Genomic DNA, 26,110 nt, shown 5'->3' with positions numbered 1-26,110 from the left:
CGTCCCGGCTCCTGCGAACAGTACGGCTGGAGCCACCCCTCCAGCGACTACGGCGGGAACTTCGGCCTGATCAGGCGCAGTCGACGGCCACTTGGCCGCTACCGCCGTTGCCGGAGAAGCCGACCGTGAAACGGCCGTTCGGGGGCAGCTGTTCGGCCCGACCGCCCAACGTGATCACCTGCGAGGCACCTGCGGCGAGGGACCCGCCGTCCTGGCTGACGGTGACCCCGGCGGGCAGCTTGCCGACCGTCCAGCTCAGGGTGCCTCCGCCGCTGTTGCGGATGGTCAGGGCGTGCGGCCACTCGCCGTTCGCGCAGTACTCCCGGACGCTGGTCGGACGCAGCGTCAGCACCGGTGCGGCAGCCGGAGCAGGTGTGCTCGACTGCCTCGGCTGCGCCGGCGGCGTCGGCTGCGCCGTCGCGCGGGGGCGGTCACTGGACCGGGCAGGGGCGGTATTCGAGGCTGAGTTCCCGGTCGACGGCGTAACTGGTGCGCATCGAGGCGTCGGTGACCTGCGGCCAGGAACCGTACTTGGCGTACAGCTGATCCGCGGTGGGGCCGAGCGGGTTGCCGTACTTGGCGATGTTGCGCTCCTCCAGGATGCGGACCTCCTCCGGGGTCATGCCGGCCCGGGTGATCTCCTTGGCCTGGTTGCGCATGTCGACCAGCTCCCGGGCGATCTCCTCGTCGGTCGCCCCGGCCGCGCGCATGTCGGCCTCCGTGCGGTGCATGTCCTCCAGGAGTCCGTGGTAGCGCATCCGGGTCCGCTGGGCCTCGACCTTCTCGTCCATCGGCAGGACGCGGATGCGGCACACGACGGGGTCGGTACTGGGGCACGGGTCGTCGGCGGAGACCGGGCGGGCGAGCGGCGCGGTGATGATCGAGCCGCAGGCTTCCGCCGCGCCGGCCAAGGAGGCGGAGCCGGTGGTCAGCAGCGCGGCGGCGGCGGCGAAGGGGAGCAGGGCGCGGCGGGAGAAGCGGGAGGAAAGGGGCATGGCCGCATCCTTGGCGACCGCGCTGCGCCCTGACACCGGGACACCCCGATGATCACTCCAACGGGTTCCCCAACGCGGTCGCCGGACGACGGCCGCTCAGAGCCGGTGGATCCGGTCGACGTCGTACCACTTCGAGACGCAGGCGGCGACCCAGTCCCGTGGGTAGGCGGAGGTGAAGAACGGCTCGGCCAGGCTGCCGATGTGCAGGGGCCGGTACCCGACGTCGGTGGCGCCGTGCGCGGCCTCGGTCCGGATGCGGGAGTTCTGGGCGTCCCAGGCCGCCGCGCGGGTGACCGTCGCCGTGGTGAGCTGCTGGACGTTCGGGACGAGCACGGCCAGCGCGGCCAGCGCCAGGCCCCCCGCGGCCACGACGGCGGCCGGCCCCGCCAGGGCGGCGGCCGGGCGGCGGTCCGGGCGGCGGTCCGGGCGGCGGCCGGCCCACTCTCCCAGCAGCGCACCGTACGCACACAGCGCCAGTTCCATCGGGACGAGGTAGTTCGTCCAGGTACGGGCGTACGTCCAGCCGGTCGGCCCGTATCCGCTGCGCAGGCCCAGCACCACGGCGAACGATCCCAGCACCACCACCGGCACGGGCAGGAGCAGCACGGCGGTCTGCACCGCCCGTGGGACGCCCGGACGCCACCCCGCTGCGGGCGACCGCGTGCGCCGGTTCGCTGCCAGGCCGAGGAGCACGCCGACGGCGGCGGCGCCGAGGTAGGCCCACTGGCCCGTGACGGCGTCCCACATGTGCAGCCAGTCCTGGTAGGCGCCCTTGAGTTCGCCCGCGGACAGTACGGAGTCCCGGGGCGGCTGCTGGGCGCGGCGCCACCGGGCGCCGGGTGAGGTGTAGAGGACGATCAGGCCGCAGACGAGTCCGCCGCACCAGAGCGCGCACCAGGTGAAGGGGTGCCAGGTCCGTGCCAGTCTCAGGCGCGGCAGGGCCAGCAGACCGGCGCCGGCCGCGAGCAGGCCGCTGACGAGGGCGAACGGCTCGCTCAGGGTGCCGAGCCCGAACCCGATGAGGAACGCGGCGGCAAAACCGGCGGCGCGCACGGGCGCACGGGGTTGGCGGACGGTCCAGAAGGCCAACAGGAGCGCCCAGACTCCGATCACGCTGGGAATGGTGTGCGAGATGGCCGCAGGAGCCCACAGCAGTACCTGGTAGCTGCGCGTTCCGGCGTAGTAGAGCAGTGCCTGGACCGCGAGGGCGCAGGCGGCCACGATCATCACCGGAGGTCTTGCGCCGAGGAAGCGGACGAAACGGCACCCCAGCAGGACCAGGCCCACCGTGAAGGTGACGGCGATGACGGACGGCAGGATCTTGACTCCGGCGAGTCCGTCGCCGTAGATGATGCCGCTCAGGAAGGCATTGGTGATCCGGCCGTTCTGGGTCCGGTAGAAGTCGGCGGTGATGCCGAGGACTCCCAGGTCGCGGGACTTCCAGGCGGCGCACCAGTCGTCAGAGGTGGGCCGCAGGTAGAGCCCGAGGAAGCACCCGACGGAGACCAGTGCCCCGGCCGCCGCCACGAGGACGACGCCCACGACCGGCATCGGCCTGCGGGCGGACGGGCGCCGGCCGCTCGGCCGCGCCGTTCCGGGGGAACGGGTCCGGCGCTCCTGGTCCTCGCGCTCGGTCGAAGCAGTGCTCATTCACCAGTCCTTCGCGGCAGTCCTTCGCAGCGGCGTTCGACGGGACCGACGGCCGTCACACCAATGTGCACGGTTCGTCGCGCACCGGCATCCGAGAGTCCGTCCGCCGCCGCCGTGACCGCGCCCCCGGTCTTCGGTCTTCGGTCACCCGGTCGGCGGCTTGTCGTGGCGGGGGCCGAACGGCTCGTCCACGATGGGGATTCCGGAGGTCCGTGCCGCGTGCCGGCCCGGCGGAAGGAGTGGTGATGCCTGCTGTCCGGCTCGTTCGCTGGGCGGTGATCACGGCGTCCCTCGCGAGCGTCGCCCTTCCCGCGTGCGTCGCACGAGGCCCTGTCGGCCGGCCCGCCCGCGAAGCACGGCCGGTGTTGCCGGTCCTGTTCGTCCGGCCCGTCGGCCACCAGAGCCACGGCGAAGCCGAGGGCAGCTACGCACCCCTGTCGATGCTCGTCACCCCCAGCGCCGGTCTGCTCTCCAACACGACCCTCACCGAGGGCGTCCCGCCGTCCCTCGCCAAGGGCGCCCGTTACGTCGAGCGGAGCAACGTCCTGCGGCTGCCGTCCGGCCGGTGGAAGTACCTCCCCGCGGACAGGACGGGGTCGGCCGTGGTGGCCCTCGACGATGCGAGGGCCCGGGTGCAGATCGCGCAGAGCCGGGCCTGGCTGGCTGCGGGCCGCGTCCCGGGCAGCTCGCCCGACCAGCGCGCGGCGGCCGGGCGGGCCCTGCTCACCATGCGGGCCCTGCTCCGACCGAACGGCGCCATGGCGGCCGGATGGACCCCCGGCTGGATGTACTCCTGGCCGCGGGACTCCAGCTTCGCCTCCGCCGCGTTCGCGCACACCGGGCACGACGCCGAGGCGTACCGGATCCTGCGCTACAGCGCCGCGACCCAGCGCAGGGACGGCACCTGGGAGGCGCGCACGAAACTCGACGGCTCCGGGCCGCCGGACGGCAGGCGGTGGCAGCTCGACGCCAACGGCTGGGTCCCCTGGTCCGCTTGGCAGTGGTACCGGACGGCGCCCCTCAGCGACCGCCACGCGCGGCTGGCCGCGCTCTACCCGATGATCCGCAAGGCGGCCGACCGCGCGGCGGCCTCCCTGGGGGCGGACGGACTGCCCCCGGCCTCGCCGGACTACTGGGAGCTGATGACGACCACGGCGAACATCGGTACGGCCGCACCCCTGCTGGCCGGGCTCAACGCCTCGGCGGACCTCGCGCGGGAGGTGGAGCGGCCGGACGACGCAGCACGCTGGGCCGCTGCCGCCCGGCGGCTGTCGTCTGGGATATCCAGGAAGTTCGCGCCCCTGGGATACCAGCGCACCATCGACGGCCGGCACGGCCGCGACAGCGCCGTGGCCTTCATGGCGCCGCCCTTCAACGCGGCGCCGGCGGACCTGCCCGGCGCCCTCGACGCCACGTACGAGGCCCTCCTCCTGCCCAACGGGGGTCTCACGCCCGGCAACGATCCGACGGCGCCCTGGGGCGGGAACGCCTGGACGCCCAGTACCTCGTTCTTCGCCCTCGCGTGGGCCGGTACGGGGAAGACCGCGAAGGCCGGGCAGGTCCTGGACTGGGTCCTCTCGAAGCGGAACTCGCTCGGGGAGCTGCCCGAGAAGGTCGACAGGGCGGGGAGGCACTCCTCGGTCGCGCCTCTGGCGTGGACGGGTTCGATCACCGTCCTCGCCCTGGTGGCACTCGACGGCGGGGCGCTCCCCACTCCGCCCTTGCGGACACGGCCTTAGGGCCCGTCTCCCGGATCGTTCCGGGCCGGCGCCTCAGACGGGATCCGTCCCGTCGCCCGGTGGCGGAGCGGTGCGCAGGCCCTCCAGCTCGGCGAGCAGGCGCCGGTACGCGAGCCTCTCCGCCAGCACGGCATGCCGGAACGGGAGGTAGTGCGGATCCCGCCGGGCCCGGGCCTCCCGCGCGGCGGCGACTCGGAGCTGCTTCGCCGCATCGACGGCGTTGATCGCCTCCACGTACCCGGTGTCCAGCAGCTCGCGGTCGAGGGCCTCGGCGAAGGCCCGCTCGGCCAGTACGCCGAGCCGGTCGAGGCCGGCCACGCAGCTCGCGGGCACCGTCTCGGCACAGCCCTCGTCGAGGTCGCGGGACAGGGAGCTCAGGGTCGCGCCGAGTTCCGGGTACCCCCAGGCGGGCGCGGTGTCGTTCCTGCACCCGGTGGCGAGGGCCGCGAGGGCCGCGAGGGCGGCCACGGCGCGGATCGTGCCCGCTCCCCCGCACACGCGTCGGCGCGACGTGGAGGGCGGGGGCGCGAGAGACGTGGAATGAGGGGTCATGGGAGCCCCGATCGCCCGTGGGTGTCAGAGTCCGGCCGCCGTTGCGCCGGCGGGGTGGTCCGCCCACCGGCGCCCGGCTGCGTGATCCGCCCGCCGGCGCTCTGCGGGGCGGCCTTGCCCGCCATCCTCGCCCGGCCCGATCCGTACGGCCACCCGGCGGTTCCGGGGCCGGTGGCCGGCCGTGCGGGGCCGCGGCACAGGTCACTGCGGCAGGCGGCCCCGGAGGGAACGGGCCTTAAGCGGCGTGCCCGGCCTGCGCGAGGGTCGAGGGCGGGACCGCCCGGTGCCACGGGGAGGGGGCCGGGCTGTCGGAGGGCTCGGACCCGGACGCGGAAACCGTCGTCACGACGTGCAGATCGGCGTCCAGGCCGAGGGCCGCCGCGACGGTCGTACCGGAGCGGTCGGCCACGCCCGCCGGCGCACCCGTGTACAGCATCCGGGACTCCTGCCAGGCCTGTGGGCCGTCCGCGCCGGTCACGCTGACCGTGCCCGCGTCCGCGCGGCCCGCGAGCAGGTGCCCGGCGACGCCGATCCCGCCGTAGCCGCCCTGGCCGCCCGCCGCGGCGACCCGGGAGAACTGGGGCGCGGGTCCGTCCGCGGTGGCCAGGCTCGTACCGACGGAGCCGGAGCCGGGCCGGCGGAAGAACAGGCGGACCCCGTCGCCCTCCGTGCTCACCGAGAGCACGCCCGTCGTCTGCGGCAGCCCGGTGGCGAAGGGACCGCCGAACGGGGCACCCGGGGTCGGCTGGACCCAGGCCAGCACGGAGCCGGCGGTCGCCGCGTACACGTGGCGCCGTCCCGACCCGTCGGTCGCGGTGACCGGGTCGCCCAGGAGACCGGCGCCGCCCAGGTCCTGCCATGGGCCGAACGCGCCGCCCGGGGCCGTCTGGGCCCGGGCGCGCAGCGTGCGCGCGGAATCGCGCACGTACACCGTCATCCGGCCGGCCGGATCCACGGCGACGGACGTACCGCTGATCGCCGAGGTGCCCGCCCTGTCGGTGGTGTCCGGGGTACCCAGGGACTGCCAGGGGCCGAATGCGCCGTCGGCCTTGGTCTGGACGGCGTACACGATCTCCCGGCCGTAGTCCTCGGGGGTGGCGCCGAGGGTGGTGCGGGTGGCGAACACCGCGATCCTGCCGTCGGGGAGCCGGGTCGCCGTCGCACCGGTGTCCATGCCGGCGCCGGACAGGAAGCGGGGGCCCTGCCAGGGGGCCTTCGGGCCGCTGCGGGTCCAGTACGCCATCCGGCCGTCCAGCGCGGCGAAGGCCCACAGCCGCCCGGAGACGCCCTCGGCCATCCAGGTGGTGCCGTCACCCCGGCTGTAGCGGATGGTTTGGTTCCAGCCGGCGCCGGTGGGCCTGGTGGCGGTCTTGCGGTCGCCGCAGCCCGCGGGGCTGCCGCACCAGTCCTGGTGGTCCATCCAGGCGTACGTCTTGAGGTAGCCGAGCTTCTCCTCGGCGGTCTGCGGGTCCAGCGTCGGGGGCAGCGAGCTGTTCGGGTAGCTCACGTAGTTCTGGACCGAGAAGTGCGGCCGGTCCGTGGTCCGGGCGTAGAGCGCGGCGGCCGCCTGGACGAAGCGGGCGCCGTACATGTGGTCCTGGTGGTCGAGGAAGGTGCCTGCGGCCGTCCTGCCCGGGGTCGGGTCCTGCGTGCGTATCACGGTCGGCTCGTACATCGCGAACACGTCCGCGATGGCGGCCGTCGCCTGTTCCTTGGTGTACGAGAACTCCTGCTCGACCGGCGTTCCCGAGGTCAGCTGGGAGCCCAGGGCGGGGATCCTGCCGTCCCACAGGCCGCGCAGGCTGTCCGGATTGTCCCCGGATATGCTCCGCGCCTCGCGAAGCTCCATCCACACCAGGTTGACCTCGGGCCTGGCGACGAGGACGTCCACTTCGGCACTGCCGCCGCCGACGGTGGGTACGGACCTCCGCTGCCAGGCGCTGGTGCGGTCGCCGGTGGCCATCTGGGCGTAGGCGCCGCGGATGCCGTTCTGTCGCGCTTCGGCGTAGGCGGCGCGGTCGGCGGGACCCGCGGCGTCGTCCAAGTGCGGACTGTGGGCCTCGTTCCTGCCGTCGGACTCGCCGGAGGTCAGGTAGACCGTGGTGACCTTGATGCCGGTGGATATGGAGCGGCTCAGGTCGGGGTTCATGAAGAACAGGTCGTCATCGGGGTGCGCGACGACCTGGAGGGCCGAGCCCTCGGTCACGCTCGCCCTGACGGCGACCTCGGGCACGGCCGACTGCCGCTCGGTCCCGTGACCGTAGGCCCAGCCCGTCACCCCGGCGGCGGCGACGGACACCGCAGCGATCAGGGCCGCGAGGCGAGTGCGGCTGGCCAGGGACATCTACAACGCCTTGAGGATCGGTCTGGTGCGGAAGCCCGCCTGGGATTCGGTCGGTATCCCGATGGCCCCATTGCTCCCGGAGACGACCGGGCCCGATTATGCCCCGCACGTTTGCGGCTGACACACCATCAAGAGGCATATGGTAGGAACCGAGTTGAATAGCCGATATGTTCCATTTGTCCATTTTGTGGCTTACTCGGCCGTTCACTCCAGGTGCGCCAGACCGCTCCGCACCAGCCCGGAGCGCGTCGGCGCGGCGGCGGCGCCCCCTGCGGGGCTGCGCCGGTGTGACATTCCAGACAGCCCTACGTGGCCGACGGAGCCGGGCCCCGGCTCTTCAGCACCGTGTCGAGATGGGCCGTCATGCGGTCGAACCCGGCGAGCGTTTCCGCTTCGATGTCCGCGCGCAGCTGCTGGACGGGGCCCGGACGGCCTTGGCCTGCCGGGTGAGGGTGACCAGGGCGCGGCGCGCGTCCGAGGGATCGGGAGCGCGCGTGACCGGGCCGTCGCGTTCCGATCGCTGCGCTGCCGGGCGGCTCGCCGGCTCCGGTGCGCCGCACGCCTTCCCCCTCACCCTCGGCATCGACGTCGTCGGCCGGGTCACCGCCGTGGGCGAGGTCGTCGGCGCCTTCTCCGCCGGTGACGAGGTCTTCGGCACGGCCCGGCCGCACACCTTCCGGCACGGATCGTTCGCCGAGTACATGCCCCCGCACACCGCCCCGGCTCCCCAGCCCGCCGGACTGGACCCCGTGGCCGCGGCGGCCCTGCCGATGACCGGCGGCACCGCGTTCGCCACGCTGGACTGGCTGGGCCTCGGGGCGGGCGAAGTCCTCATCGTCGGTGCGACCGGCGGAGTCGGCTCGTACGCCATCCAGCTCGCGGCCGCCGCGGGCGTCCACGGCATCGCCACCGCCGTCAGCGAGGACCACGCCTACGCCCGCGACCCGGGTGCGGCCGAGACCATCGACCACCGAACCACCGACACCGCCCGCAGTCGCCGCGGCGCATCCCGACGGGATCGACGCCGCGACTTCTTCTACCAGGCCGCGCCCGAGCACGTGTCCCGCTTCGCCGACCTCGTCACCTCACGTCATCACCAGCGAACGGCCCGACCAGAACCGCGGACCCCACTACACCTCCGCGGCCCCGCCCGAGTACGGGCGGGGCCACGGGGTGCCGGGTGATCGGAGCGGTCAGTTCGCGATGTCGATGTGCATGTTGAAGCGGACGCCGGCGACACGTACGAGGAGGTTGCCCTGGACCTTGCGCTTGGCGAGGGTGTCCCCGACTTGGCCCTTGCCGAGCGCGGCCTTGTTCTGGGGTGCGTGGCTGACGAAGTCGCTGAACACGCCGCCGTCGGCGAGGTCCCCGGCGGCCGTCCACTCGTCGCGGAGATCGGTGTAGGCGCCGCGGTCCATGGGGGCGCCGCCGAGGCCGAGGTTGACGCGCTCCCCGCCCACGTAGGCGGCGGCGCACTGCTTGAGGATGGTGACGACCAACGAGTCCTTCAGGTCGCGGTCGTAGTTGATCTGGGTGAGCAGATCCACCGCGTCCGAGTCCAGCTTCGCTTTGCGGGCGTCGCGGGCGCCCTCTTTGACCAGGTCCTCCTGGTCGCTGAAAATCGTTTTGCGGGCCTGTACGAAGCCGTACTCCTTTTGCTGGGCGATCCTGATGGACGAGGCCCACTTGTCCGGGTCCACCCATTCCGGGTCGAAACCGATCTTCTCGCAGTACGCGATGAGGTCCTTCTCCGCTTCCTCGTCGGAACCTGCGTACTCGGGCATGCGTCCCCCTTCCCCCTCGGCGGTCGTTGCACGTACAAGTTCGCACGGCGGTGAACCCCTGTCAGGCGTTCGGGGTGGATCGTGAACCGGGTTGACTACAGGGGCCGCCGGGGCGAACGGGCGCCGCCGGGGACGACCCCGCGACCGCGTCTGCGGCGCGCTCACCAGGTCACGTGCAGGGCCTCGGGGGAACGGTGGATGAGGGTGGGGCGCATGGACGGCGGCGGGAGGCGCGGGTCCAGCCGCAGACCGGGCAGGGTGTGCGAGAACAGCTCCAGCGTCAGGTGGAGCTGGGCGCGTGCCAGGCGGGAGCCCGGGCAGTTGTGCGGCCCCTGGCCGAAGGCGAGGTGGCGCCGGTCTTCGGGACGGCGGATGTCGAAGCGGTCGGCCCGCGCATGGCGACGCTCGTCGCGGTTGGCGGAGGCGTAGGACACGAGCACGGCGGCCCCGGCCGGCAGCTTCGTCCCGCCCAGCGTCACGGGCCGCGTCGTGACCCGGCGGAAGCCCTGGATGGCCGTGTCGAAGCGCGCGCATTCCTCCACGGCGGCGCCGATCACCGTCGGATCGGAGCACAGCAGGAGCCACTGCTCCCGGTCGGCGAGCAGGTGCATCAGGGCGGTGGAGATCAGCGCGCTCGTCGTCAGGAAGCCGGCGATCAGCAGGTTCTGCAGGTTGGCCACCAGCTCGTGACGCTGTTCGAGGGTCAACTCGCCTTCGCCGGGTGCCAAGGCGGCCACGAGATCGGAGCACAGGTCCTCGCGGGGGTGGGCCCGGCGGTCGCGGACGTAGCCGTCCAGTAGGTGCTGGAGCGCCACGACGTCCTCGGCGGCGGCCGCCTGCTCGGGTGGTGACAGCGGGCGGAAGAACAGCTCCTCGGCCCGGTAGCCGCCGCACACCGCCGCGGGGACATCGGCGGGATCCAGTCCGATGAGCCGCCCGATGACCAGGCCGGGCAGCCGCCGGGCGTACGCCTCCACCAACTCGGCCGAGCCGTCCTGCGCGAAGGCGTCCACCAGACCTCGCGCCCGTTCGCGCGCGTACGGCATCAGCGCCGCGATCCGGCCGGAGGACAGGCCCCGGTTCAACGGGGCCCGGTAGCGGCTGTGGGCGGTGCCGTCCGAGGAGACCACGGTCGGCCGCGGCCCGAACCCGCGCGGGAGGACGCCGAGCGCGGCCTCCGACAGCGGGACGTCCGGCAGCAGCGCGTTCGCGGAGGAGAAGTCCTCGGCGCGCCGCAGGACTTCCCGTACGTCGGCCTCGCGCGCGACCAACCAGGCGTCGGCCTCCGGTATCCAGGTCAGCCCGTCGGCCCGGCGGGCCCGGGCGTAGCGGGGGTAGGGATCGCGGTAGAACGCGTCCCGCAGCGCTTGCTCCTGCCCTGCTGACACACGGCCCCCGTCTCGTGGTCGGTGCCCGGAGGATCCCGGTGCACCGGGCATCCTGCCCGACCCCCGGACCGATCGAAAGGGCGCATCGGGACGTTCGCCGGGGGACGGCCGGATTCACCCGCGGTCCGGGACGCCGTGGCCCCGCAGGTGGTCGGCGAGGGCCTCGTGGGTGAGGTGGAGGCCGGCCCGGAGCACCGCGTCGTGCCGGCCCGGGTGGGCCGCGCGCTGGGCGAGGTCGAGGGTGCGGGCGCGGTCCAGGTGCCGTGCGAAGTCCGTGCCGAGCAGCGCGGCGTCCAGGGCGTCGGCCGTTGCCCGGACCAATGGTGCGAGGTCGCACAGGGCCGGGTCGGGGGCGCCCTGCGCACCGGGTTCCGCGGGCGCGCCGGGGCTGCCGCCGCGGCCGCGTTCGTACAACTCCTGCGTGAAGTACTGCAGGGTCAGCGCGGTCCGGGTCGCGAGCACCAGGCGTCCTCGAAGCCCCTCCGACGGCAGGCCGGCCCGGCGGCGCAGCAGGCGGCGTCCGGCCGCCGCCCGGTCGAACGCGTCCCGGGAGGCCTGCGGGCGCAGCCACGGCCCCGCCCGTTCCGGCGCCGTGGCCGGTTCGACGTCCGGCCGGCCCCGCTCCAGCGCGGTGGTGATCCCGGCGAGCAGTTCCCGTACCCCGCTCCGGTAGGCGTCCAGCCCCGCCGCGGCCGACCGGTACGGGTCGGGAGGCCACAGCAGCGGACCGAGCAGTACGACCACGGCGATGCCGACGAGGCTCTCCTCCAGGCGCGCCAGCGGATATCCGGGGACCGCGGTGGCGTACACCATGAGCGCGGTGATCAGCACTTGCTGGTTGGGCGCACCGGGGCGCCCCAGGAGGTACATTCCGGCGCAGCCGCTCAGCAGCACGAGCGGGAACGACCACGACGGGTCCGGCACCCAGTGCAGGAGGACCGTGCTCAGCACCACGCCCACCACCACCCCGGCGATGCGCTCCCACCCGAGCCGCGGCCAGGCGTACACGTCCTCGCGCAGGATCAGCACCGCCGGGAGCGCGGCGGGCACCGGCGCCGTGCTCGTGCCCCACCACAGGCACAGGTACCAGGACACCGCGGCGCACAGGGCCAGGCGTGCGGCGGACCGCAGCCGCCGACCGGGGGAAGGTACGTACGGGGCGGCGACCATACCGGACATGACGGATATCGTATGCCCTTGGGGGATCATCACCGCCGGTGGACCCGCCTCAGCCGGTAGCAGCCGGAACGGGAACGGCCCCTCCTGCCACGAGGATCTCGCGGCAGGAGGGGCCGAAGGGCACCGTCAGGTGCGGTACGCGAAGTACGTCGCGTTCGGGTAGGACGCGATGATGCTCGCGAGCGACTTCCGGTACGTGTTGGTGGAGTGGTAGGTGAGGTACGGCATTCCTGCGCTGCTGCGGTACGTCACCATCATGGAGTGGTCCTTGGACCCGTCCTTGTTGAAGTCCACCTGCACGATGTCGCCGACGTCCGCCTGGTAGACGTTGGCGAGGTTGGCGGCCCGCTGGTTGGACAGCGTGAACCACGCCCACTCGTTCGCGCCGACCCAGGAGTCGCTCTGGCGGGTGCCGTCGTACCACCAGTTCCGGTAGTCCGTCGAGGAGCCCGGAACCGGCTTCCAGCCGCCCGCCTTCAGCGCCTGGCTGATGAAGTTGGTGCAGTCGCCGCCGGCTCCGCTGAACTTGCGGTACGCCGGGTTGTAGCTGCTCCAGTACTTCTCCGCGTACTTCGCCATGGCCGCGTAGTCGTACGCGCCCCCGGTCTTCGCCTTGGGCTTCGCCGGGGCGGGGTACTTGGTGGACGCGGGCGTGCCGTCCGGGTACTGGTTGCCGTCGTCCTTGACGACGTTCACCGAAGCGGCCACGGGCTCGTTGACCGCGACGGGACCGTTGTCCTGGGAGGTGATCGAGTTCAGCTCCCAGGCACCCCCCGGCTTGCTGGTGAGCGTCAGCTGGTACTTCGTCCCGATGTCCGTGGTCGCCGGCTCGTCCCCCCGGACCTTCTTGTACGTGAGCGTCGTCTGCTCGGTGACCTGGACGACCGCCTTGCCGCCGGTGACCGTGGCCTTGTCCACGACCACGCGGGTGTCGGCGGCCGTGTAGGCCTCGCCGAGCTCGGCCAGCCGCGTCTTGCGGGACCGCAGCGACGCCACCGCGGCGTCCTCGTCCTTCTTCAGCTTGGCCGACAAACGCGTCTTCGTGGACGTCTGACCTGAATTGCGGTGCCCGGCGTGATCCTCGACCAGTGCCTGCGTGCGCTGGGAGAGCACATCGCTGGCCATGCGGCCGAAGGCGTCGGCGGTGGCCCGATCGGCCTCGCGGGGGCCGGGAACCGCGGTCGCGGAGTACGCGAGCATGCTTCCGGACGCCACGACCACGGTCAGGGCCGCAATGGCGGCGGGCCTGAACCTCTTAGGTATCACTCTGTTACCCCTTGTCACCCGGTCCGCACGAACCGGGGGACGGAATCTTCGCACAACTACGCGACTGCTTCGCTGCGTTCCGCTTTGTCCCGGCCGCCCCCGGGAGTCGCCGCCGCACACCCGGCCGCCCGCCTCCGCTTGATCATCGAGAAGCGCTGCCGATTCCGCCGCAGAATACAGCCACCCTCACACCGGCCTCACAGCAAATGCATCTAGGGTATGCGGGAAGCACAGCAAGGGGGCATTCCGGAGTGGGCATGCAGGACAAGGACGCTGGACGGCGATCGCGGAGCCGGCTGGCGGCTTCGCTGGGCGCCGGCAAGGCTCCGTCGGGCCGCCGGGCGAAGCCCACGCCGCGCCGCGGACCCCGAATATCGGCCGGGCAGCTCGGCGCGCTCGCGCCCGCCCTCGAACCGGCCCTGCGCAAGGGCCTCGCCGTGGCGCGCAAGCAGCTGCCCCGCATGCGCCCCGAATACCCGAGGCCGGGGCGCAGCGGCTGGCGCCGGTGGATTCCCTCGCCGCGCCAATGGCTGGGCGCCTGCCTGTACGCGTTCCTGGGCGTGTTGGGCTTCGTCACGATCGCGTACGCGACGACGGACATACCCGACGATCTCAACTCTTTCGCCAAACAACAGGACAATGTCTACTACTGGGCCGACGGCTCCACGATGGCCCGGACGGGCTGGGTCAGCCGCCAGGAGATGCCGCTGGACAAGGTGCCCCCCAAGGTCCAGGGAGCGGTGCTCGCGGCCGAGAACGCGAGCTTCTACTCGGATCCCGGAGTTTCGCCCTCCGGCGTCCTGCGCGCCGTGCGCGCCGCGGTGACGGGCGGCGAGACCCAGGGCGGGTCCACCATCACGCAGCAGTACGTGAAGAACGCCTACCTCAGCCAGGACCGCACCCTGTCCCGGAAGTTCACCGAGCTCCTGCTGGCCGTCAAGCTGGACAACCAGAAGAGCAAGCAGCAGATCCTGGAGGACTACCTCAACACCAGCTGGTTCGGGCGCGGCACGTACGGCATCCAGCGCGCCTCCCAGGCGTACTACGGCAAGGACGTCTCGCAGCTCAACGCCAGCGAGGGCGCTTTCCTCGCCTCCCTCCTCAAGGGCGCCGGGTTGTTCGACCCCACCCTCAGCAAGGAGAACCACGAGCGGGCCGTCGACCGCTGGAGCTGGATCCTGGACCGCATGGTCGAGACCGGCCAGCTCTCGCGCGCCGAGCGCGCCACCTACACGAAGTTCCCCGAGCCTTCCAGCGCGTCCCTCGTCGGCATCCCCGGGGCGGAGACCGGCTACCTGGTCGAGATGGCCAAGGCGTACACGATCAAGGCCAGCCACCTCAAGGAGTCCGATTTCGACCTCGGCGGCTACCAGATCTACACGACCTTCGACCGGGCCCGCATGACCGCCCTGACCGCCGCTGTCCAGGGGGCGCAGAAGGACTTCGACGCCGAGCGGCGTCCGGACACCGACAAGCACGCGAAGATCGGCGCGGCGAGCATCGCCCCGGACGGTCGGCTGCTCGCCGTCTACGGGGGCCCCGACTACCTGAAGCAGGGCTTCAACCAGTCGAACGCGACGACGATCCCGGTCGGCACGGCGTTCACGCCGATCGTCTACGCCGCCGCGCTCGACGACGGGGTGACGCGCACGCGCGGCAAGGCCCGTACGCCCGTCTCCCCCTCCTCCCCTTACGACGGCAACGACCAGGTGACCGTTCAGACGCCCGAGGGCCCGTACTGGGACCGCAGCGGCAAGGTGGTCAAGGGGCGCAACGACGGAGGACGCAACTGGGGGCAGGTGACCTTGCGCCAGGCCGTGGCCAACTCCGTCAACACCCCGATGCTCCAGCTCGGCCTCGATGTCGGCCTCGACCGGGTGGAGTCGTTCGCCCAGCGCACGGGGCTGCTCGAATCCAGCCTCGGGCCGCGGGTTCCGGGATTCGCGCTCGGGGAGAACTCGACACCCAGCGCGATCCGGATGGCCGGCGCCTACCAGACCTTCGCCGCCGACGGCATGCACACCGACCCCTACTCGGTGCGCTCGGTCACCCGCAACGGCGGCGCGATACCGCTCGACGCGCCGAAGCCGACCCGGGCCGTCACGGCCAAGACCGCCCGCGCGGTGACCGACGCCCTGCAGGACGCCGTGACCGCGGGGTCGGCGAAGGCAGTGGGCAAGGCGCACCCCGGCGCGGCAGGCAAAACCGGAAATACCGCCGCGAACACTGCGGGCTGGTTCGTCGGCAGCACCGAGCAGGAGTCCACGGCCGTGGTGGTCTACCGGATGTCGCTGACCGACCTGGTTCCGCTGCCGCTGACCGGGCTGGGGGGCGACGCCCCGGGCACGCCGGGCAGCGATCGCGCGGTACGCCTGTGGTCCGACTACATCAAGGCCGTGAAGTAGGCCGGAGAGCCCGGACGGCCGGGGTCGTCGGGGTCGTCGGGCGGTCCGACCGGTCCGGCCCTCGGGCCGCCGGGCCGGCCGGGCCCCGGCCGGCTACTTGATCAGATCGGTCCAGTCCGGCGCCTGCGCCGGGTCGAGGGTGCGCAGCTGGGCCAGGACCTTCGGGTCCTGGACGTCGAGCCAGTCGGACAGTTCCTTGAACGACACGCAGCGGACCCCTTCGCGCGGGCAGACGTCCTTGATGACGTCCTCGACGGCCTTCATGTAGATGCCGCCGTTCCAGTCCTCGAAGTGGTTGCCGACGAACATGGGCGCCCGGCTGCCGTTGTAGACACGGTTGAAGCCGTTCATGTACGAGGAGCGGACCTGCGCCTGCCAGGCCGCGAACTTCGCCGGGTCGCCCTGGGTGCTGTCGCCCGACTGGTTGAAGAGGAAGTTGAAGTCCATGGAGAGGACCTGCACCTCCTTGCCCTGGAGCGGCACCAGCTGGAGGGGGAAGTTCCATATGCCGTCCGCCTTGGACGGCCACAGCTGGAACTCGCCCGAGGAGCTCGCGTCGTAGCGCCAGCCGTACGGCTTGATCGCGGTCAGGAGGCTCTTCTGACCCTCCAGGCAGGGCGCGCGTCCGCCGACCACTTCCCGGTCCGGGTCGAAGGGCAGGGGTGCTTCCTTGGTGAAGCCGGTGTTGGTCTTCCAGTTCTTGATGAACGAGTACGTCTGGTCGATCTCGCTCTTCCACTCGACGGGGCTCCAGTCCCCGCCGCCCTTGGGCCCGCAGAAGTGCCCGTTGAAGTGCGAACCGATCTCGTTGCCGTCGGTCCAGGCGCCGCGCAGCTGGTCCAGGGTGGACTTCACGTGCGGGACGGTCGGGTACGAGATGGCGGCCGAACCCTGGGGGTGCTGCGGCGGCTGGTAGAGCATCTTCTTGCTGTCGGGCAGCAGGTAGATGCCCGTGAGGAAGAAGGTCATGTGGGCCTTGTTCTCCTTGGCCACCTGACGGAAGTGCGAGAAGAGGTGGTCGTCCCCCTCCAGCGCGCCGTCCCAGGAGAACACCACGAACTGCGGCGGCTTCTCGCCGGGCTTGAGCTTCTCGGGCTTCAGCTGTCTCGGCTGCGGCCCGGTGTACGAGGTGGAGCCGTCCCCCAGCACCTTGACCTTGCCGTCCCAGGCCTCCTCCGGACCCTTCGCGGCGGAAGCCGCGCCGGCGGCGCCCGAGGCCGCCAGCTTCGCGTCACCCTGGGCGGCATCGGAGGAGCCGCCCAGAGTGAAGGCGTAAGCGCCCACGGCTGCCCCGCCCACGGCGACCGCTGCCACGCCCATGCCCATGCGGCGGCGGTTGCGCGACTTCCTGCGCGCGCTGCGGGTGCTCCGGGACTCCGCCCTGGCATCCGGAACGATCTCGGTATCGGCCATCGGCGCCGCCCCCCTGATCACCGCAGCTCGGCCGCGCGTGGATGGTTCATACGAATATAGAACTTGTCGGCACTCATCCCACACCCCGACCCCCTGAAGCACCTCGCTTCACAGGCAACTCACAGCCCTCCGAAACCGCCCGGTGCCGGCATGGCCGGCGCACACATCTGCCGGGCCCTACGTATGTCGAACTGCTACACATGCGGCTGACCTGGGCGTTTCCACGGCGTGGCGGACGACCTGCGACTTCGGCCCTGCGGCATGGAAGTCGGCACCGAATGAGACAGGCCGGCAAGGAATGGCGGATAACAGTTGGACCCGCCCATCGAGCGTCCCCGGGAGACGACACCGTCACCGAGCGCAATCGGCTGGACGGCTCGACGCGGACGGGGACGGGGACGGCGACCGAACTGTAGCCCGACGGACGGGGCCGGAGCCCGGGCACCCGGGACGCCGGAGGCCTGGCACCCGGGACGAACGCCCCCGGCGCGGGCACCGGCTCCTCGAACCCGGTTGTCGTCACCCGGCCAGCGCCGCCGGGTCCCGGAGGAGTCGATCATGGAGCGGCCGGCCCTCTTGCGGGCGACCGCCCGGCACGACCGCCCGACGTGATCACCCACACAGGGCCCACCGCACCCGCTGACGGCGGCCCCGGGCGGCAACCTGCCGGCCGGCCGCCCGGCGAGCGACGGGGCCGCCTGCGGCACGGCCGACCGCGACTCGGAGTCGTCACTGTCTTCCCGTATGACCCGGAGTTTGAAGGAACGTTTCTTCGACGGGCGCCATCAGACAGGGCAACTGCCCGTACCGGGCGCCCCCTTCAGACGAAAGACCATTGTGGACAACCAGACCGTTCCCCCTGCCCCCACTCCCTCCTCCGCGCGCCCGGAGGGCAGACGCCGGACTCAGTACAGGACCGCGGTCCACTCGGTCTCCCCCACGGCCCGTCGGAACTCCTTCGAAGACCACGAGGCGTGCTTCCTCGGTGTCAGCCTGGACAACAGCAGCTTCACCCCCGGCAAGTTCGACAGCATGCTCAAGTGGGTCTCCCGCCGCTTCAGCCACTGCACCGTGCTGATCGGCGACAGCATCCACCGCCTCACCCTGGCTTCGACCCGCGGCATGGACCCCGACCAGGCCCTCGACCACGCCCTCGATCTGGGCCGGCAGTTCATGCACGCCCAACAGCCGGCACTGGACGCCTACCGCGCGCTGACCGACTTCACGTTCGTCACCTGCAGCGAGGTCCAAGCGACCGAGGAGTACGCGGAGTTCCACTACGCACTGCGCACCCTGTTCACCAAGGACGACGTCTTCCGCGCCTCCGTGGAAGCCTTCGGGCGGGCCTACCACGCCAAGCACTCCCCCGAGGTCAACGCCGCGGAACTCCAGCAGCGCATCGATACGTCCAGCGCCTACTTCCTCGAAGAGTTCGCCGTCTTCTGCTGCGTCACGCGCCGCGACCTGCCCGTCATGGTGTACCCCGGGCAGTTCGTCACCCTCGCCGAAATAGCCGCCGGCCTCCATCCCCAAGCCCCCGACGAACTGCGCGACTTGACGCTCGTCGCCCTCCGCGTCCAAGGCCGGTAGCAGGCCCCCGCCGCACGCGTGCGCAACGTTGCCGCCCGGGGTGACGCCCCGGGCGGCAACGGACCGGCTCCCCCGCCGGCGAGACGCCGTGCGACTGCCGAACCGCCTCACGCGGCACCTCCCGTCCCTTCCGCAACCACCCGGCTGCTCGTGCGGATCCGACGTAGTGCACGGGGGCCGGGGAGTCGTCTAGTGAAGCGGTGGATCTGTCGGTCAGCTTCGAGCCCGTGGACGACGGCACCGCCGTGGTGGATGTGGGCGGCGAGATCGACGTCTACACGGCACCCGTTCTGAGGCGCGCACTGTACGACGTCGTCGAACTCGGCCATCACGCCGTGCTGACGGCGGCCCTGGCGGCGTGGCGACCGGGCCACTCCAGCGCGGTTCCGGCCCGGCTCCTCAACGAGGCGGCGGCCGCGTTCATGGACTCCGCGGCACGGGCCACGGCCCGGCCCGACTGGTTCACGACGGCGCTGGACTCGCTGATCTCGGTGCCTGGCCCCGGTCCGGCGCCGCTGGCAGCCGAACGGCACGGGCCCGGTGTCGGCGCCCCGGACGGCTACCGGCCCGACGGCTACCTCGAACAGCACGTCCGTCGGGTCCCAGCACACCGGGTGCCGCCCGCGGGGTTCTGGGAGGCAGCCCGTGGGCGCGGACCGGGGACGACCCCCATGCGCTGGCTGCCGCCGCCGCGGACCGCCGCCGCTACGGCGTGGCACTCCCCCTGTACGAGCGTGCGGTGGAGCTCGGTGCGGGGCGGGCCCGCGCGGCCCGGGCAGTGCTGCCCGAACTCACCGACGGAGCTGAGGCGGCCGAGGAGGTCGCGGCCCTGGACGCCCGCGCCCGGGCGGCGCTGGCCGCGGCGCGGGCGGACGGGGCGGGTCCGGCCGCCGCCGGAGCCGCGTACGAAAGGGCCGCCGAGCACGGCTCACCGCTGGCCTGGGCCGCCCTGTCGAGGATCCGCGAACGGGCCGGGGGCCGTGCCGGATCCCGCCGGGCCGTGCACCGCGCTGCTCAGCTCGGCGCGGTGGACGCTTGGACGGCGCTGGGCCGGGTGCGCGAGGACCGCGGCGACACCGAAGGCGCCGAACGCGCGTACCGGCGGGGCGTCGAGTCCGGAGACACGGCCGCGCTGACGGCGCTCGGTGCGCTCCTGGCCGCTGCCGGTCGGGCGGCCGAGGCTCGAAGCACCTACCGCGACGCGGTGGACGCGGGCCGCGTCGAGGCCTGGGAGGGACTGCTCTCGGTACTCACCGCTCTGCCGCCGCGTCCTGGCAGCATCGAGGTCAGTCCTCGATCGCCTGGTAGAGCGTGGTCCAGAAGTCCTGCATGAGCCGTACCGGATCCGGTACGGACGTCCCCACCTGGGTGAGCAGGATGCCGCTGAGCCGGTTCTCCGGGTCGGCGTAGGTCGAGGTGCCGCTGCCGCCGTCCCAGCCGAACTGGCCCATGGGCGCGTAGTCCCCGCGGTACGTGCGCACCGCCATCCCGAAGCCCCAGCCGCCGTGCTGGCCTTGGCCGAAGGATATGTGGACGTTGTCGCGGGCGAGGGCTTCCCGGTCGGCCAGTTGCGTGGGCGTGAGGCGGTTGGTGGTCATCAACTCGACTGCGGCGCGGGACAGGATCCGTTCGGTGCCGTGCATCCCGCCGCGCAGCAGCATACGGAAGTAGGCGTGGTAGTCGTCGGCGGTGGAGGTCAGTCCGCCACCGCCGCCCTGGAACGCCGGCGGCCGGCTGTGGCGCCCTCCCTCGGCCTCGTCCCACACGAGGAACTCCCCGGTCCGCGGGTCAGGGGCGTAGAGGGGAGGGAGGCGGTCGATCTCGTCGGCCGGCACGTGGAAACCGGTGTCCTTCATGCCCAGCGGATCGAAGATGCGGTCACGCAGGAAGGCCTCGTACGACTGGCCCGAGACCCTCGCCACGAGCACGCCGAGCAGGTCGCTGCTGATGTGGTACTGCCAGCGCTCACCGGGCTGGTACATCAGCGGAAGGGTGCCCAGGCGGCGCATCCACTCGTCCGGCTCGGGCATCGGCTCCGGGAGATTGGGCGTGAGCCCCTGCTCGAAGATCGCGCCCATGATCGGGGTGCCCAGCACCGTCAGATCCATACCGAGACCGAACGTAGAGGTCAGTACGTCCCGCACGGTGATCGGTCGCCGCGCCGGCACCGTGTCGTCCAGAGGGCCGTCGATCCGCTTGAGCACCTGCCGGTCGGCGAGTTCGGGCAGCCACGGATCCACCAGGTCGTCCAGTCGCAGCCTGCACTCGTCGAGCAGGACCATCGCGGCCGCCATCGCGACCGGTTTGGACGTGGACGCCATGCGGAAGATCGTGTCCCGGCGCATCGGCGGGCCGCCCTCGTGTCGCATCGTCCCGATCGCCTCGACGTGCGCGTCGTCGCCCCGGCTGACCAGCGCGACGAGCCCGGGTATTTTCCCGGACTCGACATGCCGTGCCAGCACGTCGCGCAGCCTGCGCAGCCCGGCTTCGGAGAAGCCGCTGTCGTTCCGCCCCATCACGAGTCTCCTTGCGTACGGTGTTCGATCTACGCGCCCCGTCATCCACTGATGTTCGGGAATCACTGAACGCATGCGACGGTACATTGCGTTTACTGTTTCCTCAACACCAATGAGGCAGCAACCACCCATGAATCCAGGCCAATAGGGCCCTGTCGTTGCAATGGCCATGACGTTGAATGCAATGAGCTGAGGCACGGGATTGCAATGACCTTCGGCTGAACGCACACTGTGCCCAGGGTGTTCGGGCAAACCGGGCCCGTCTCCCCGCGACCGAGGGGAGACGAGCGCCGATGCCCGGAGGCAGGCTCACCAACGAGGACCGCCAACAGATCGCCGCAGGGCTGGCCGAGGGGCTCGGGTACACGGAGATCGGCCAGCGACTGGGGCGCCCCGCCTCGACCGTCATGCGGGAAGTCACCAGGAACGGCGGGCCGGACGGCTACCGGGCGGACCGGGCGCAGGAGGCCACGCGCGAGCGCGCCCGTCGGCCCAAGCAGGCCCAACCCGCCGCCGCGCCGCCGGTTTCCGACAGCGGCCACGGGCGCGATCCCCGGGCGGTCCAGGACTTCACCGAGTTCCTCACGGCTCTCCTCGGTCAGCAGGGACTGCCCCGGATGGCGGCCAGAGTGCTGGTGCGCCTGTACGTCACGGACTCCGGGACGCTCACCGCCGCCGAACTGGCCCAGCAGCTTCGCGTCAGCCCGGCGTCCGTCTCGCACGCCGTCACCTTCCTCGAAGAGCAGGGAATGATCAGGCGGGAACGAGCTGTCGGCGGGCGCCGCGAACGCTATGTCGTGGACGACGAGATCTGGTTCCGGTCCACCCTCACAGCAGTGCGGACGAACGACGCCCTGATGGCCGCGTCACAGCGCGGAGCGGAGATCCTCGGGGTGACGACTCCGGCCGGTGCCCGCTTCGAGTCTTCCGGCGCGTTCCTCCTCGTGGTGAGCGAGTCCCTCCGGCAGGGCTTGGAGCAGTGGCGGCGCATGTCCGAACGGCCGGAAGGAGGGACTTGAGGTCACCGACGCCCCGGAGCGCGGTGCGGCTTGCTCCCCGGCCCTGCGCCAGGCCCTGGGCGGGGTGCGGTCACGCCGACGCCGACCTGGCCGCGCAATCGAGCCGAAGCGTGCGCCCGGCGGCCACGGGCGCACGCTTCCCCGCTCAGGTCCGATACCGGTACATGATCCGGCCGCGAGTCAGGTCATACGGGCTCAGTTCCACGAGCACCCGGTCGTACGGGAGGATCCTGATGTAGTTCTTCCGGATCTTCCCGCTGATGTGCGCGAGCGCGTGGTGCCCGTTCTGGAGCTGGACCTTGAAGGTCGCGTTGCGCAGACATTCGACGACGGTGCCTTCGACTTCCAGGCCCTTGGCTGTTCTTGGCAATGTCTCTCTTCTCTCTCGTCTCACGATTCTGAGTGGGTCCGGCGTCGGTGGGGTGGTCAGCTGCGGACCAACTCCAGGTAGCCGCCGGTTCGTCGGGCGCCGGCCCCTTCGAGCAGCGCGATGCCGGCGGTGTTGGACTCGTCCACTTCGGCCCATGCCGAGGCGGTACCGCTGCGGTGCATCGAGCCCAGCGCATGGGCCAGCAGTGCCCGTCCGACGCCGTGGCGCTGGTGGTCGGCCCGCACGGCGATGAGTCCGATTCGGGCCCGTCGGCGGATGGGCGCCACCCGCACCAGTCCCACGTACCGGCCGTTCCGCACCGCCACGGCGTACTTCGCCAGGTCCACCGGCATCGAACCGCCGGGGCTCGGCACCACCTCGGCCGGCATGGTCCGCCAGCCGACAGCGGCGTCGACCTCTTCGCGGATCGCATGGTCCAGCGCCCGCAGTCGGCCCGGATCGGCCTCGGCGCCGGGAAGGATCACCACCTCCGGAGGCGGTGACACGGTTCCGAGGCCGGTGACGCCCGGGGCGGTGGGCACGACGTACTCCCGCTCACGGCGCCCGACGGTGAAGCCGAACTGCTCCCAGCGCGACTTCAGGTCCAGGTCGGCCGCACCGACGAGGGTGTGGAGCGGAGCCGGCAGGTCCGCCAGCATTGCGGTGGCGAGCCGGTCGAAGGCCGTGTCCTGCCACACGTCGACACTGACGAACAGCCGCCCGTCGGGCCGGTTCGAGACGTCGCCGTGGCCCACGATCCGACCGTCCGCCACCGCCTGCCACTGCGTCTCGGCGATTCGGGTGACCATCACAGAGTTCATAGGGTGTCGTCCTTTCAGAAGTGCCTTGTTGAGGCGCTCCCGACGACACCTGGGTCAGTCGCACACCGTGATGGAAGGAGGGAGCACCCACTTCGATACAACGTTCACGGGTCCCACCTCCTCGCGTCCTGTCACGGTGCCCCGCACACTACCCATCGGCGGCTTCCCGCCCCACTCATTTTCGGGCGGCCCGACCGCGCCGGCCCGCTCCCCTCTCCACGGACCCGTGTCGCGGGGAACTGGCCCTTGATGACGGCCGTGACCCCGCTCGTCGGCCGACCGGCGGTCTTCGTGACCCCTCAGCACCCAGTGCGGTTCAAGGCTCGTCCCCGCCGAGGTCGCCTGCCACTGCCGTGAGCGGGAATCCTCCGCTTCGGGCGGCCTGCCCTCGAAGGTCGACCGTGAGGAGCTCGTACCCGGGCTGCGACGCGATCCAGGTGTGGGCATCGGGGCCGAGCACGACGGCAGCGGTGGCCCAGCTGTCGGCCCAGGTCAGATCGGGTCCGGTGACCGTGGCGGCGCGCAGGTGGTGGCCGGGACGGCCGGTGCGGGGGTCGAGGATGTGCGGCCCGCGCTCGGCGCCGCCGGACGTGGCCACGGCGAAGTCGCTCCCCTCGACGGTGGTGAGCAGCCGGCCCGGCCGGCAGGGGTCGGCGATGCCGATGCGCCAGGGGCGGCCCGGGGCGGGTTCGCCGCCGAGGCGGATGTCGCCGCCGCCGTTGACGAGGCTGTTGGGCAGGTCGGCGGCGCGCAGGATGGCGTAAGCCTGCTCGATGGCCCAGCCCTTGACCAGCCCCGACGGGTCCAGGCGGGTCCCGGCGCGTGCCGAGAAGCACCCCCGGCTGGCGCTTTCGGCCCGCTCGCACATCCGCAGGACGCGCTCGACTTCCTGCGGGGCATCGGCGGGGTTCATCGAGCCGTCGCCCATGCGGCTGATGGCGCTGTCGGGGCGGTAGGTGGAGAAGACGCGGTCCACGTGGTGCAGCCAGGCGACAGCCTCGCCCAAAGCCGCGTGCGCCGCGGGCGTGGGTTGGTGTCGGAGGTCGAAGGAGAAGACCGTGCCCATGACGTGTACGACATGACGCAGACGCTCCGGCGGGCGGGGTTCTCGGTCAGGCACGGGCATTGTCCAGGGCGCTCTGGAGGGAGCGGGTGTATCCCTCGCTGGTGTACGTGGCTCCGGAGACCGCGTCGATCTCGGCGCTCTGGGCACCGATCGCCTCGTCGGTGAGGCGGGGAACGGCATAGGAGGCGATCTCACGATCACGGCGGTTCTCCGAGGGGACCTGGAGCACCTCGACGGCCGTCAGCCTGCCTGCGCTCATCGTGACGGCGACCTGCACGGGCCCGTAGCGCGTGTCGACCACGTCTCCGGTGAAGGTGCCCGAGCGGCTCGCCCCGGAGGACCCGGACGCGGGGTCCGTCCCGGCCGGCGGGTGCGTGGAGACGGCCGGATGGGCGGCCTGGTGCGGCTTGAGCGCGAGCAGCGAGACGATGCCGGTCACGGTTGCCGTGGTGGTGAGGGCCATGCGGCGCACGGGGGCTCCTAGGAGGAGGGGCGAATGCCGGCGCCGGGCGGGCGGGGCAGGACGGATGGTCACAGGGCGAAGGACTCCTGGTGGATCCGGTGACGGGAGACCCCGGCCTCCCGCAGGGCGGAGACGGAGGCTTCCGTCATGCCGGGCGGCCCGCACAGGTATACGTCGCGCCGGCCGAGGTCCGGTACGAGAGCGGTCAGGCAGGGGGCGGTGAGCGACAGCGCGTGCCCGGCCGGTTCGTCGACCGAGTAGTACACCCGGGCACCGCGCGCCGCGGCGATGGCGTCGAGCTCGCCCCGCAGGACCAGGTCGGCCGGTGTGCGCGCCCAGTAGACGAGGACCAGGTCGCCGGGCAGCGACTCGAACAGGGCGCGCAGCGGGGTGATGCCGATGCCTCCCGCCAGCAGTAGCGTGCGGTCGGCCCGGGTGTTGCGGGCGACGAGCGCACCGTACGGGCCCTCGGCCCACACACGGGTGCCGGGAGCGAGCCGTGCCAGGGCGGCGCTCTGGGCGCCGAGGCCCTTCACCGTGATGCGCAGGTACTGCGGGTGCGGCGGCGCGGACAGCGAGTACGGACTGGCCGTCCACCACAGGCCCTGTGTCAGGAACCGCCAGCGGAAGAACTGTCCCGGGAGCGCGGCCAGCTCGTCGAGACGGTCCCCGGTGACGTACACGGAGACCACCCCGGGGCCTTCGCGGCGGACCTCCGCGACGGTGAGGCGGTGCCGGCGGGCAGCGCGTACCGGGGCGAGGAACCGGAACCAGAGGACGAGGGCGGCGGCCGACAGGTACATCGCGTACCAGAGGAGCTGCGTGCTGCGGTTGCCGACGAAGTCGGCGCCGTCCGCGAGCTGGTGGCCGAAGGCGAGGAAGACCGCGGCGTAGGTGGCGAGGTGGAGGAACTGCCAGGTCTCGTACGCGAGCCTGCGCCGTGCGGCGCGTGCGGAGACGACGGCGGTGAGGAGGAACACGAACCAGGCCGCCGTGGCCTTGAGCATGTCCGGATAGCGCAGGACGAGCGTGGTGGTCTGGTCCACCAGGCCGGTGTGGCCGGTGAGCGCGTACCCCCAGACGATCAGCAAGGTGTGGACGAGGATCAGCGAGATCGTGTACCGGCCGCCGGCCGCGTGCCACCGGGCCAGGCGGTCGCTGCCCACGGTGTGGTCCAGCCAGGGGACCCGGGCCATGAGGACGATGATGACGGCGCAGGCATACCCGGCGAGCAGTCCCGTGATGCGGCCGGCATCGGTCAGCCAGCCGGCCGGGCCGACCACGGAGGTGGTGTCGGCCCACCACAGGCCGAGCACCCCTGCGGCGCCGGCCCAGCCGAGCACGTGCACGGCTGCGGGAACGAGACGGGCTGCGGGCGCGGGTCCGGCGGCCCTCCGGTGCAGGGGGCTGCGGGTCGCGTCGGTGGCGGGATGAACGGCCACGACGTCTCCTGTCTCTCGGGCCGACCCGGATCGTGGGCGCCAGCGGCTGGTGGGGCGGGTTCACACCGTGGCGGAGCTTGCTCTGAGAATCCTTTGAACGGGTGCTCC

General features: G+C 72.1%; 22 protein-coding genes and 1 pseudogene. 7 read left to right on the top strand and 16 right to left on the bottom strand.

Features of this window, described 5'->3' with window-relative positions; genetic code table 11:
- Nucleotides 1-70 precede the first annotated feature (70 nt).
- From OHA65_RS35655 to OHA65_RS35645, 3 genes are all read right to left on the bottom strand, one after another.
- On the bottom strand, nucleotides 71-352 hold the full coding sequence (locus OHA65_RS35655; protein WP_327280254.1) for a hypothetical protein: 282 nt from the start codon (nucleotides 350-352) through the stop codon (nucleotides 71-73).
- 79 nt (nucleotides 353-431) lie between these two features.
- Complete coding sequence (locus tag OHA65_RS35650; RefSeq protein ID WP_327280253.1) at nucleotides 432-995, bottom strand: hypothetical protein; 564 nt, start codon at nucleotides 993-995, stop codon at nucleotides 432-434.
- A gap of 96 nt (nucleotides 996-1,091) precedes the next feature.
- Entirely contained in the window at nucleotides 1,092-2,645 is a 1,554-nt protein-coding gene (locus OHA65_RS35645; protein ID WP_329315749.1) for a DUF6056 family protein, read from the bottom strand.
- 245 nt (nucleotides 2,646-2,890) lie between these two features.
- Between OHA65_RS35645 and OHA65_RS35640 the strand changes: the two genes are divergently transcribed.
- Entirely contained in the window at nucleotides 2,891-4,384 is a 1,494-nt protein-coding gene (locus OHA65_RS35640) for a hypothetical protein (RefSeq protein WP_327280251.1), read from the top strand.
- Nucleotides 4,385-4,417: 33 nt separating this feature from the next.
- Here OHA65_RS35640 and OHA65_RS35635 read toward each other — a convergent pair whose 3' ends face one another.
- The gene (locus OHA65_RS35635; protein ID WP_327280250.1) at nucleotides 4,418-4,852 is read right to left on the bottom strand and encodes a hypothetical protein; all 435 of its coding nucleotides are present in this window, start codon (nucleotides 4,850-4,852) and stop codon (nucleotides 4,418-4,420) included.
- A 319-nt stretch (nucleotides 4,853-5,171) separates the two neighbouring features.
- Nucleotides 5,172-7,280, bottom strand: coding sequence for a PIG-L family deacetylase (locus tag OHA65_RS35630; RefSeq protein WP_405763288.1), 2,109 nt, complete (start codon nucleotides 7,278-7,280; stop codon nucleotides 5,172-5,174).
- A 353-nt stretch (nucleotides 7,281-7,633) separates the two neighbouring features.
- On the opposite strand from OHA65_RS35630, the gene OHA65_RS35625 reads away from it, so the two are divergent.
- Nucleotides 7,634-8,464 carry an alcohol dehydrogenase catalytic domain-containing protein gene (locus OHA65_RS35625; protein WP_405758568.1) on the top strand — a complete coding sequence of 277 codons (831 nt, stop codon included), beginning with the start codon at nucleotides 7,634-7,636 and terminating at the stop codon, nucleotides 8,462-8,464.
- A 9-nt stretch (nucleotides 8,465-8,473) separates the two neighbouring features.
- Here OHA65_RS35625 and OHA65_RS35620 read toward each other — a convergent pair whose 3' ends face one another.
- The 4 genes from OHA65_RS35620 to OHA65_RS35605 form a co-directional block, all read right to left on the bottom strand.
- The gene (locus OHA65_RS35620; RefSeq protein ID WP_327280247.1) at nucleotides 8,474-9,064 is read right to left on the bottom strand and encodes a hypothetical protein; all 591 of its coding nucleotides are present in this window, start codon (nucleotides 9,062-9,064) and stop codon (nucleotides 8,474-8,476) included.
- Nucleotides 9,065-9,225: 161 nt separating this feature from the next.
- Complete coding sequence (locus OHA65_RS35615) at nucleotides 9,226-10,452, bottom strand: cytochrome P450 (RefSeq protein WP_328764712.1); 1,227 nt, start codon at nucleotides 10,450-10,452, stop codon at nucleotides 9,226-9,228.
- Between the two features lie 114 nt (nucleotides 10,453-10,566).
- On the bottom strand, nucleotides 10,567-11,631 hold the full coding sequence (locus OHA65_RS35610) for an FUSC family protein (protein ID WP_327280245.1): 1,065 nt from the start codon (nucleotides 11,629-11,631) through the stop codon (nucleotides 10,567-10,569).
- Between the two features lie 126 nt (nucleotides 11,632-11,757).
- A complete protein-coding gene (locus OHA65_RS35605; protein WP_327280244.1) occupies nucleotides 11,758-12,897 on the bottom strand; it encodes an amidase domain-containing protein in 1,140 nt (379 codons plus the stop codon).
- Nucleotides 12,898-13,154: 257 nt separating this feature from the next.
- Between OHA65_RS35605 and OHA65_RS35600 the strand changes: the two genes are divergently transcribed.
- Nucleotides 13,155-15,302, top strand: a complete 2,148-nt coding sequence (locus OHA65_RS35600; RefSeq protein WP_327280243.1) for a transglycosylase domain-containing protein — start codon at nucleotides 13,155-13,157, stop codon at nucleotides 15,300-15,302.
- A gap of 93 nt (nucleotides 15,303-15,395) precedes the next feature.
- Here the strand turns inward: OHA65_RS35600 and OHA65_RS35595 are convergent, their stop codons facing one another.
- A complete protein-coding gene (locus OHA65_RS35595) occupies nucleotides 15,396-16,715 on the bottom strand; it encodes a hypothetical protein (protein WP_405763285.1) in 1,320 nt (439 codons plus the stop codon).
- Nucleotides 16,716-17,552: 837 nt separating this feature from the next.
- Here OHA65_RS35595 and OHA65_RS35590 point away from each other — a divergent pair.
- The 3 genes and pseudogenes from OHA65_RS35590 to OHA65_RS35580 all read left to right on the top strand — a co-directional run bounded on the left by OHA65_RS35590 (nucleotide 17,553) and on the right by OHA65_RS35580 (nucleotide 19,638).
- Entirely contained in the window at nucleotides 17,553-18,305 is a 753-nt protein-coding gene (locus OHA65_RS35590; RefSeq protein WP_405758559.1) for a tRNA-dependent cyclodipeptide synthase, read from the top strand.
- Between the two features lie 200 nt (nucleotides 18,306-18,505).
- Nucleotides 18,506-18,637, top strand: a pseudogene (locus OHA65_RS35585) (anti-sigma B factor antagonist); the annotation flags it as partial.
- A gap of 380 nt (nucleotides 18,638-19,017) precedes the next feature.
- A complete protein-coding gene (locus OHA65_RS35580; RefSeq protein WP_405763500.1) occupies nucleotides 19,018-19,638 on the top strand; it encodes a hypothetical protein in 621 nt (206 codons plus the stop codon).
- On the opposite strand, the gene OHA65_RS35575 is transcribed toward OHA65_RS35580, so the two are convergent.
- Nucleotides 19,592-20,821 (bottom strand): serine hydrolase domain-containing protein, encoded by a 1,230-nt coding sequence (locus tag OHA65_RS35575; RefSeq protein ID WP_329315743.1) that lies wholly within the window; start codon nucleotides 20,819-20,821, stop codon nucleotides 19,592-19,594. The two genes, OHA65_RS35580 and OHA65_RS35575, sit on opposite strands and share 47 nt — an antisense overlap.
- 293 nt (nucleotides 20,822-21,114) lie before the next feature.
- On the opposite strand from OHA65_RS35575, the gene OHA65_RS35570 reads away from it, so the two are divergent.
- Nucleotides 21,115-21,840, top strand: a complete 726-nt coding sequence (locus tag OHA65_RS35570; RefSeq protein WP_327280239.1) for a helix-turn-helix domain-containing protein — start codon at nucleotides 21,115-21,117, stop codon at nucleotides 21,838-21,840.
- 145 nt (nucleotides 21,841-21,985) lie between these two features.
- Here OHA65_RS35570 and infA read toward each other — a convergent pair whose 3' ends face one another.
- The 5 genes from infA to OHA65_RS35545 all read right to left on the bottom strand — a co-directional run bounded on the left by infA (nucleotide 21,986) and on the right by OHA65_RS35545 (nucleotide 26,002).
- Nucleotides 21,986-22,210 carry a translation initiation factor IF-1 gene (infA, locus tag OHA65_RS35565; protein ID WP_327280238.1) on the bottom strand — a complete coding sequence of 75 codons (225 nt, stop codon included), beginning with the start codon at nucleotides 22,208-22,210 and terminating at the stop codon, nucleotides 21,986-21,988.
- Between the two features lie 56 nt (nucleotides 22,211-22,266).
- On the bottom strand, nucleotides 22,267-23,031 hold the full coding sequence (locus tag OHA65_RS35560) for a GNAT family N-acetyltransferase (protein ID WP_327280237.1): 765 nt from the start codon (nucleotides 23,029-23,031) through the stop codon (nucleotides 22,267-22,269).
- A 316-nt stretch (nucleotides 23,032-23,347) separates the two neighbouring features.
- Nucleotides 23,348-24,097, bottom strand: a complete 750-nt coding sequence (locus OHA65_RS35555; protein ID WP_327280236.1) for an FAD:protein FMN transferase — start codon at nucleotides 24,095-24,097, stop codon at nucleotides 23,348-23,350.
- Nucleotides 24,098-24,143: 46 nt separating this feature from the next.
- The gene (locus tag OHA65_RS35550; protein WP_327280235.1) at nucleotides 24,144-24,569 is read right to left on the bottom strand and encodes an FMN-binding protein; all 426 of its coding nucleotides are present in this window, start codon (nucleotides 24,567-24,569) and stop codon (nucleotides 24,144-24,146) included.
- A gap of 59 nt (nucleotides 24,570-24,628) precedes the next feature.
- Nucleotides 24,629-26,002, bottom strand: a complete 1,374-nt coding sequence (locus tag OHA65_RS35545) for a ferredoxin reductase family protein (protein ID WP_329315739.1) — start codon at nucleotides 26,000-26,002, stop codon at nucleotides 24,629-24,631.
- Nucleotides 26,003-26,110: the final 108 nt, after the last annotated feature.

It is taken from the genome of Streptomyces sp. NBC_00045, from assembly GCF_045041095.1.
Taxonomy (GTDB): domain Bacteria; phylum Actinomycetota; class Actinomycetes; order Streptomycetales; family Streptomycetaceae; genus Streptomyces.
Note: the sequence above shows the minus strand (reverse complement) of the source record. Positions and strands in the feature narration are given on the sequence as shown.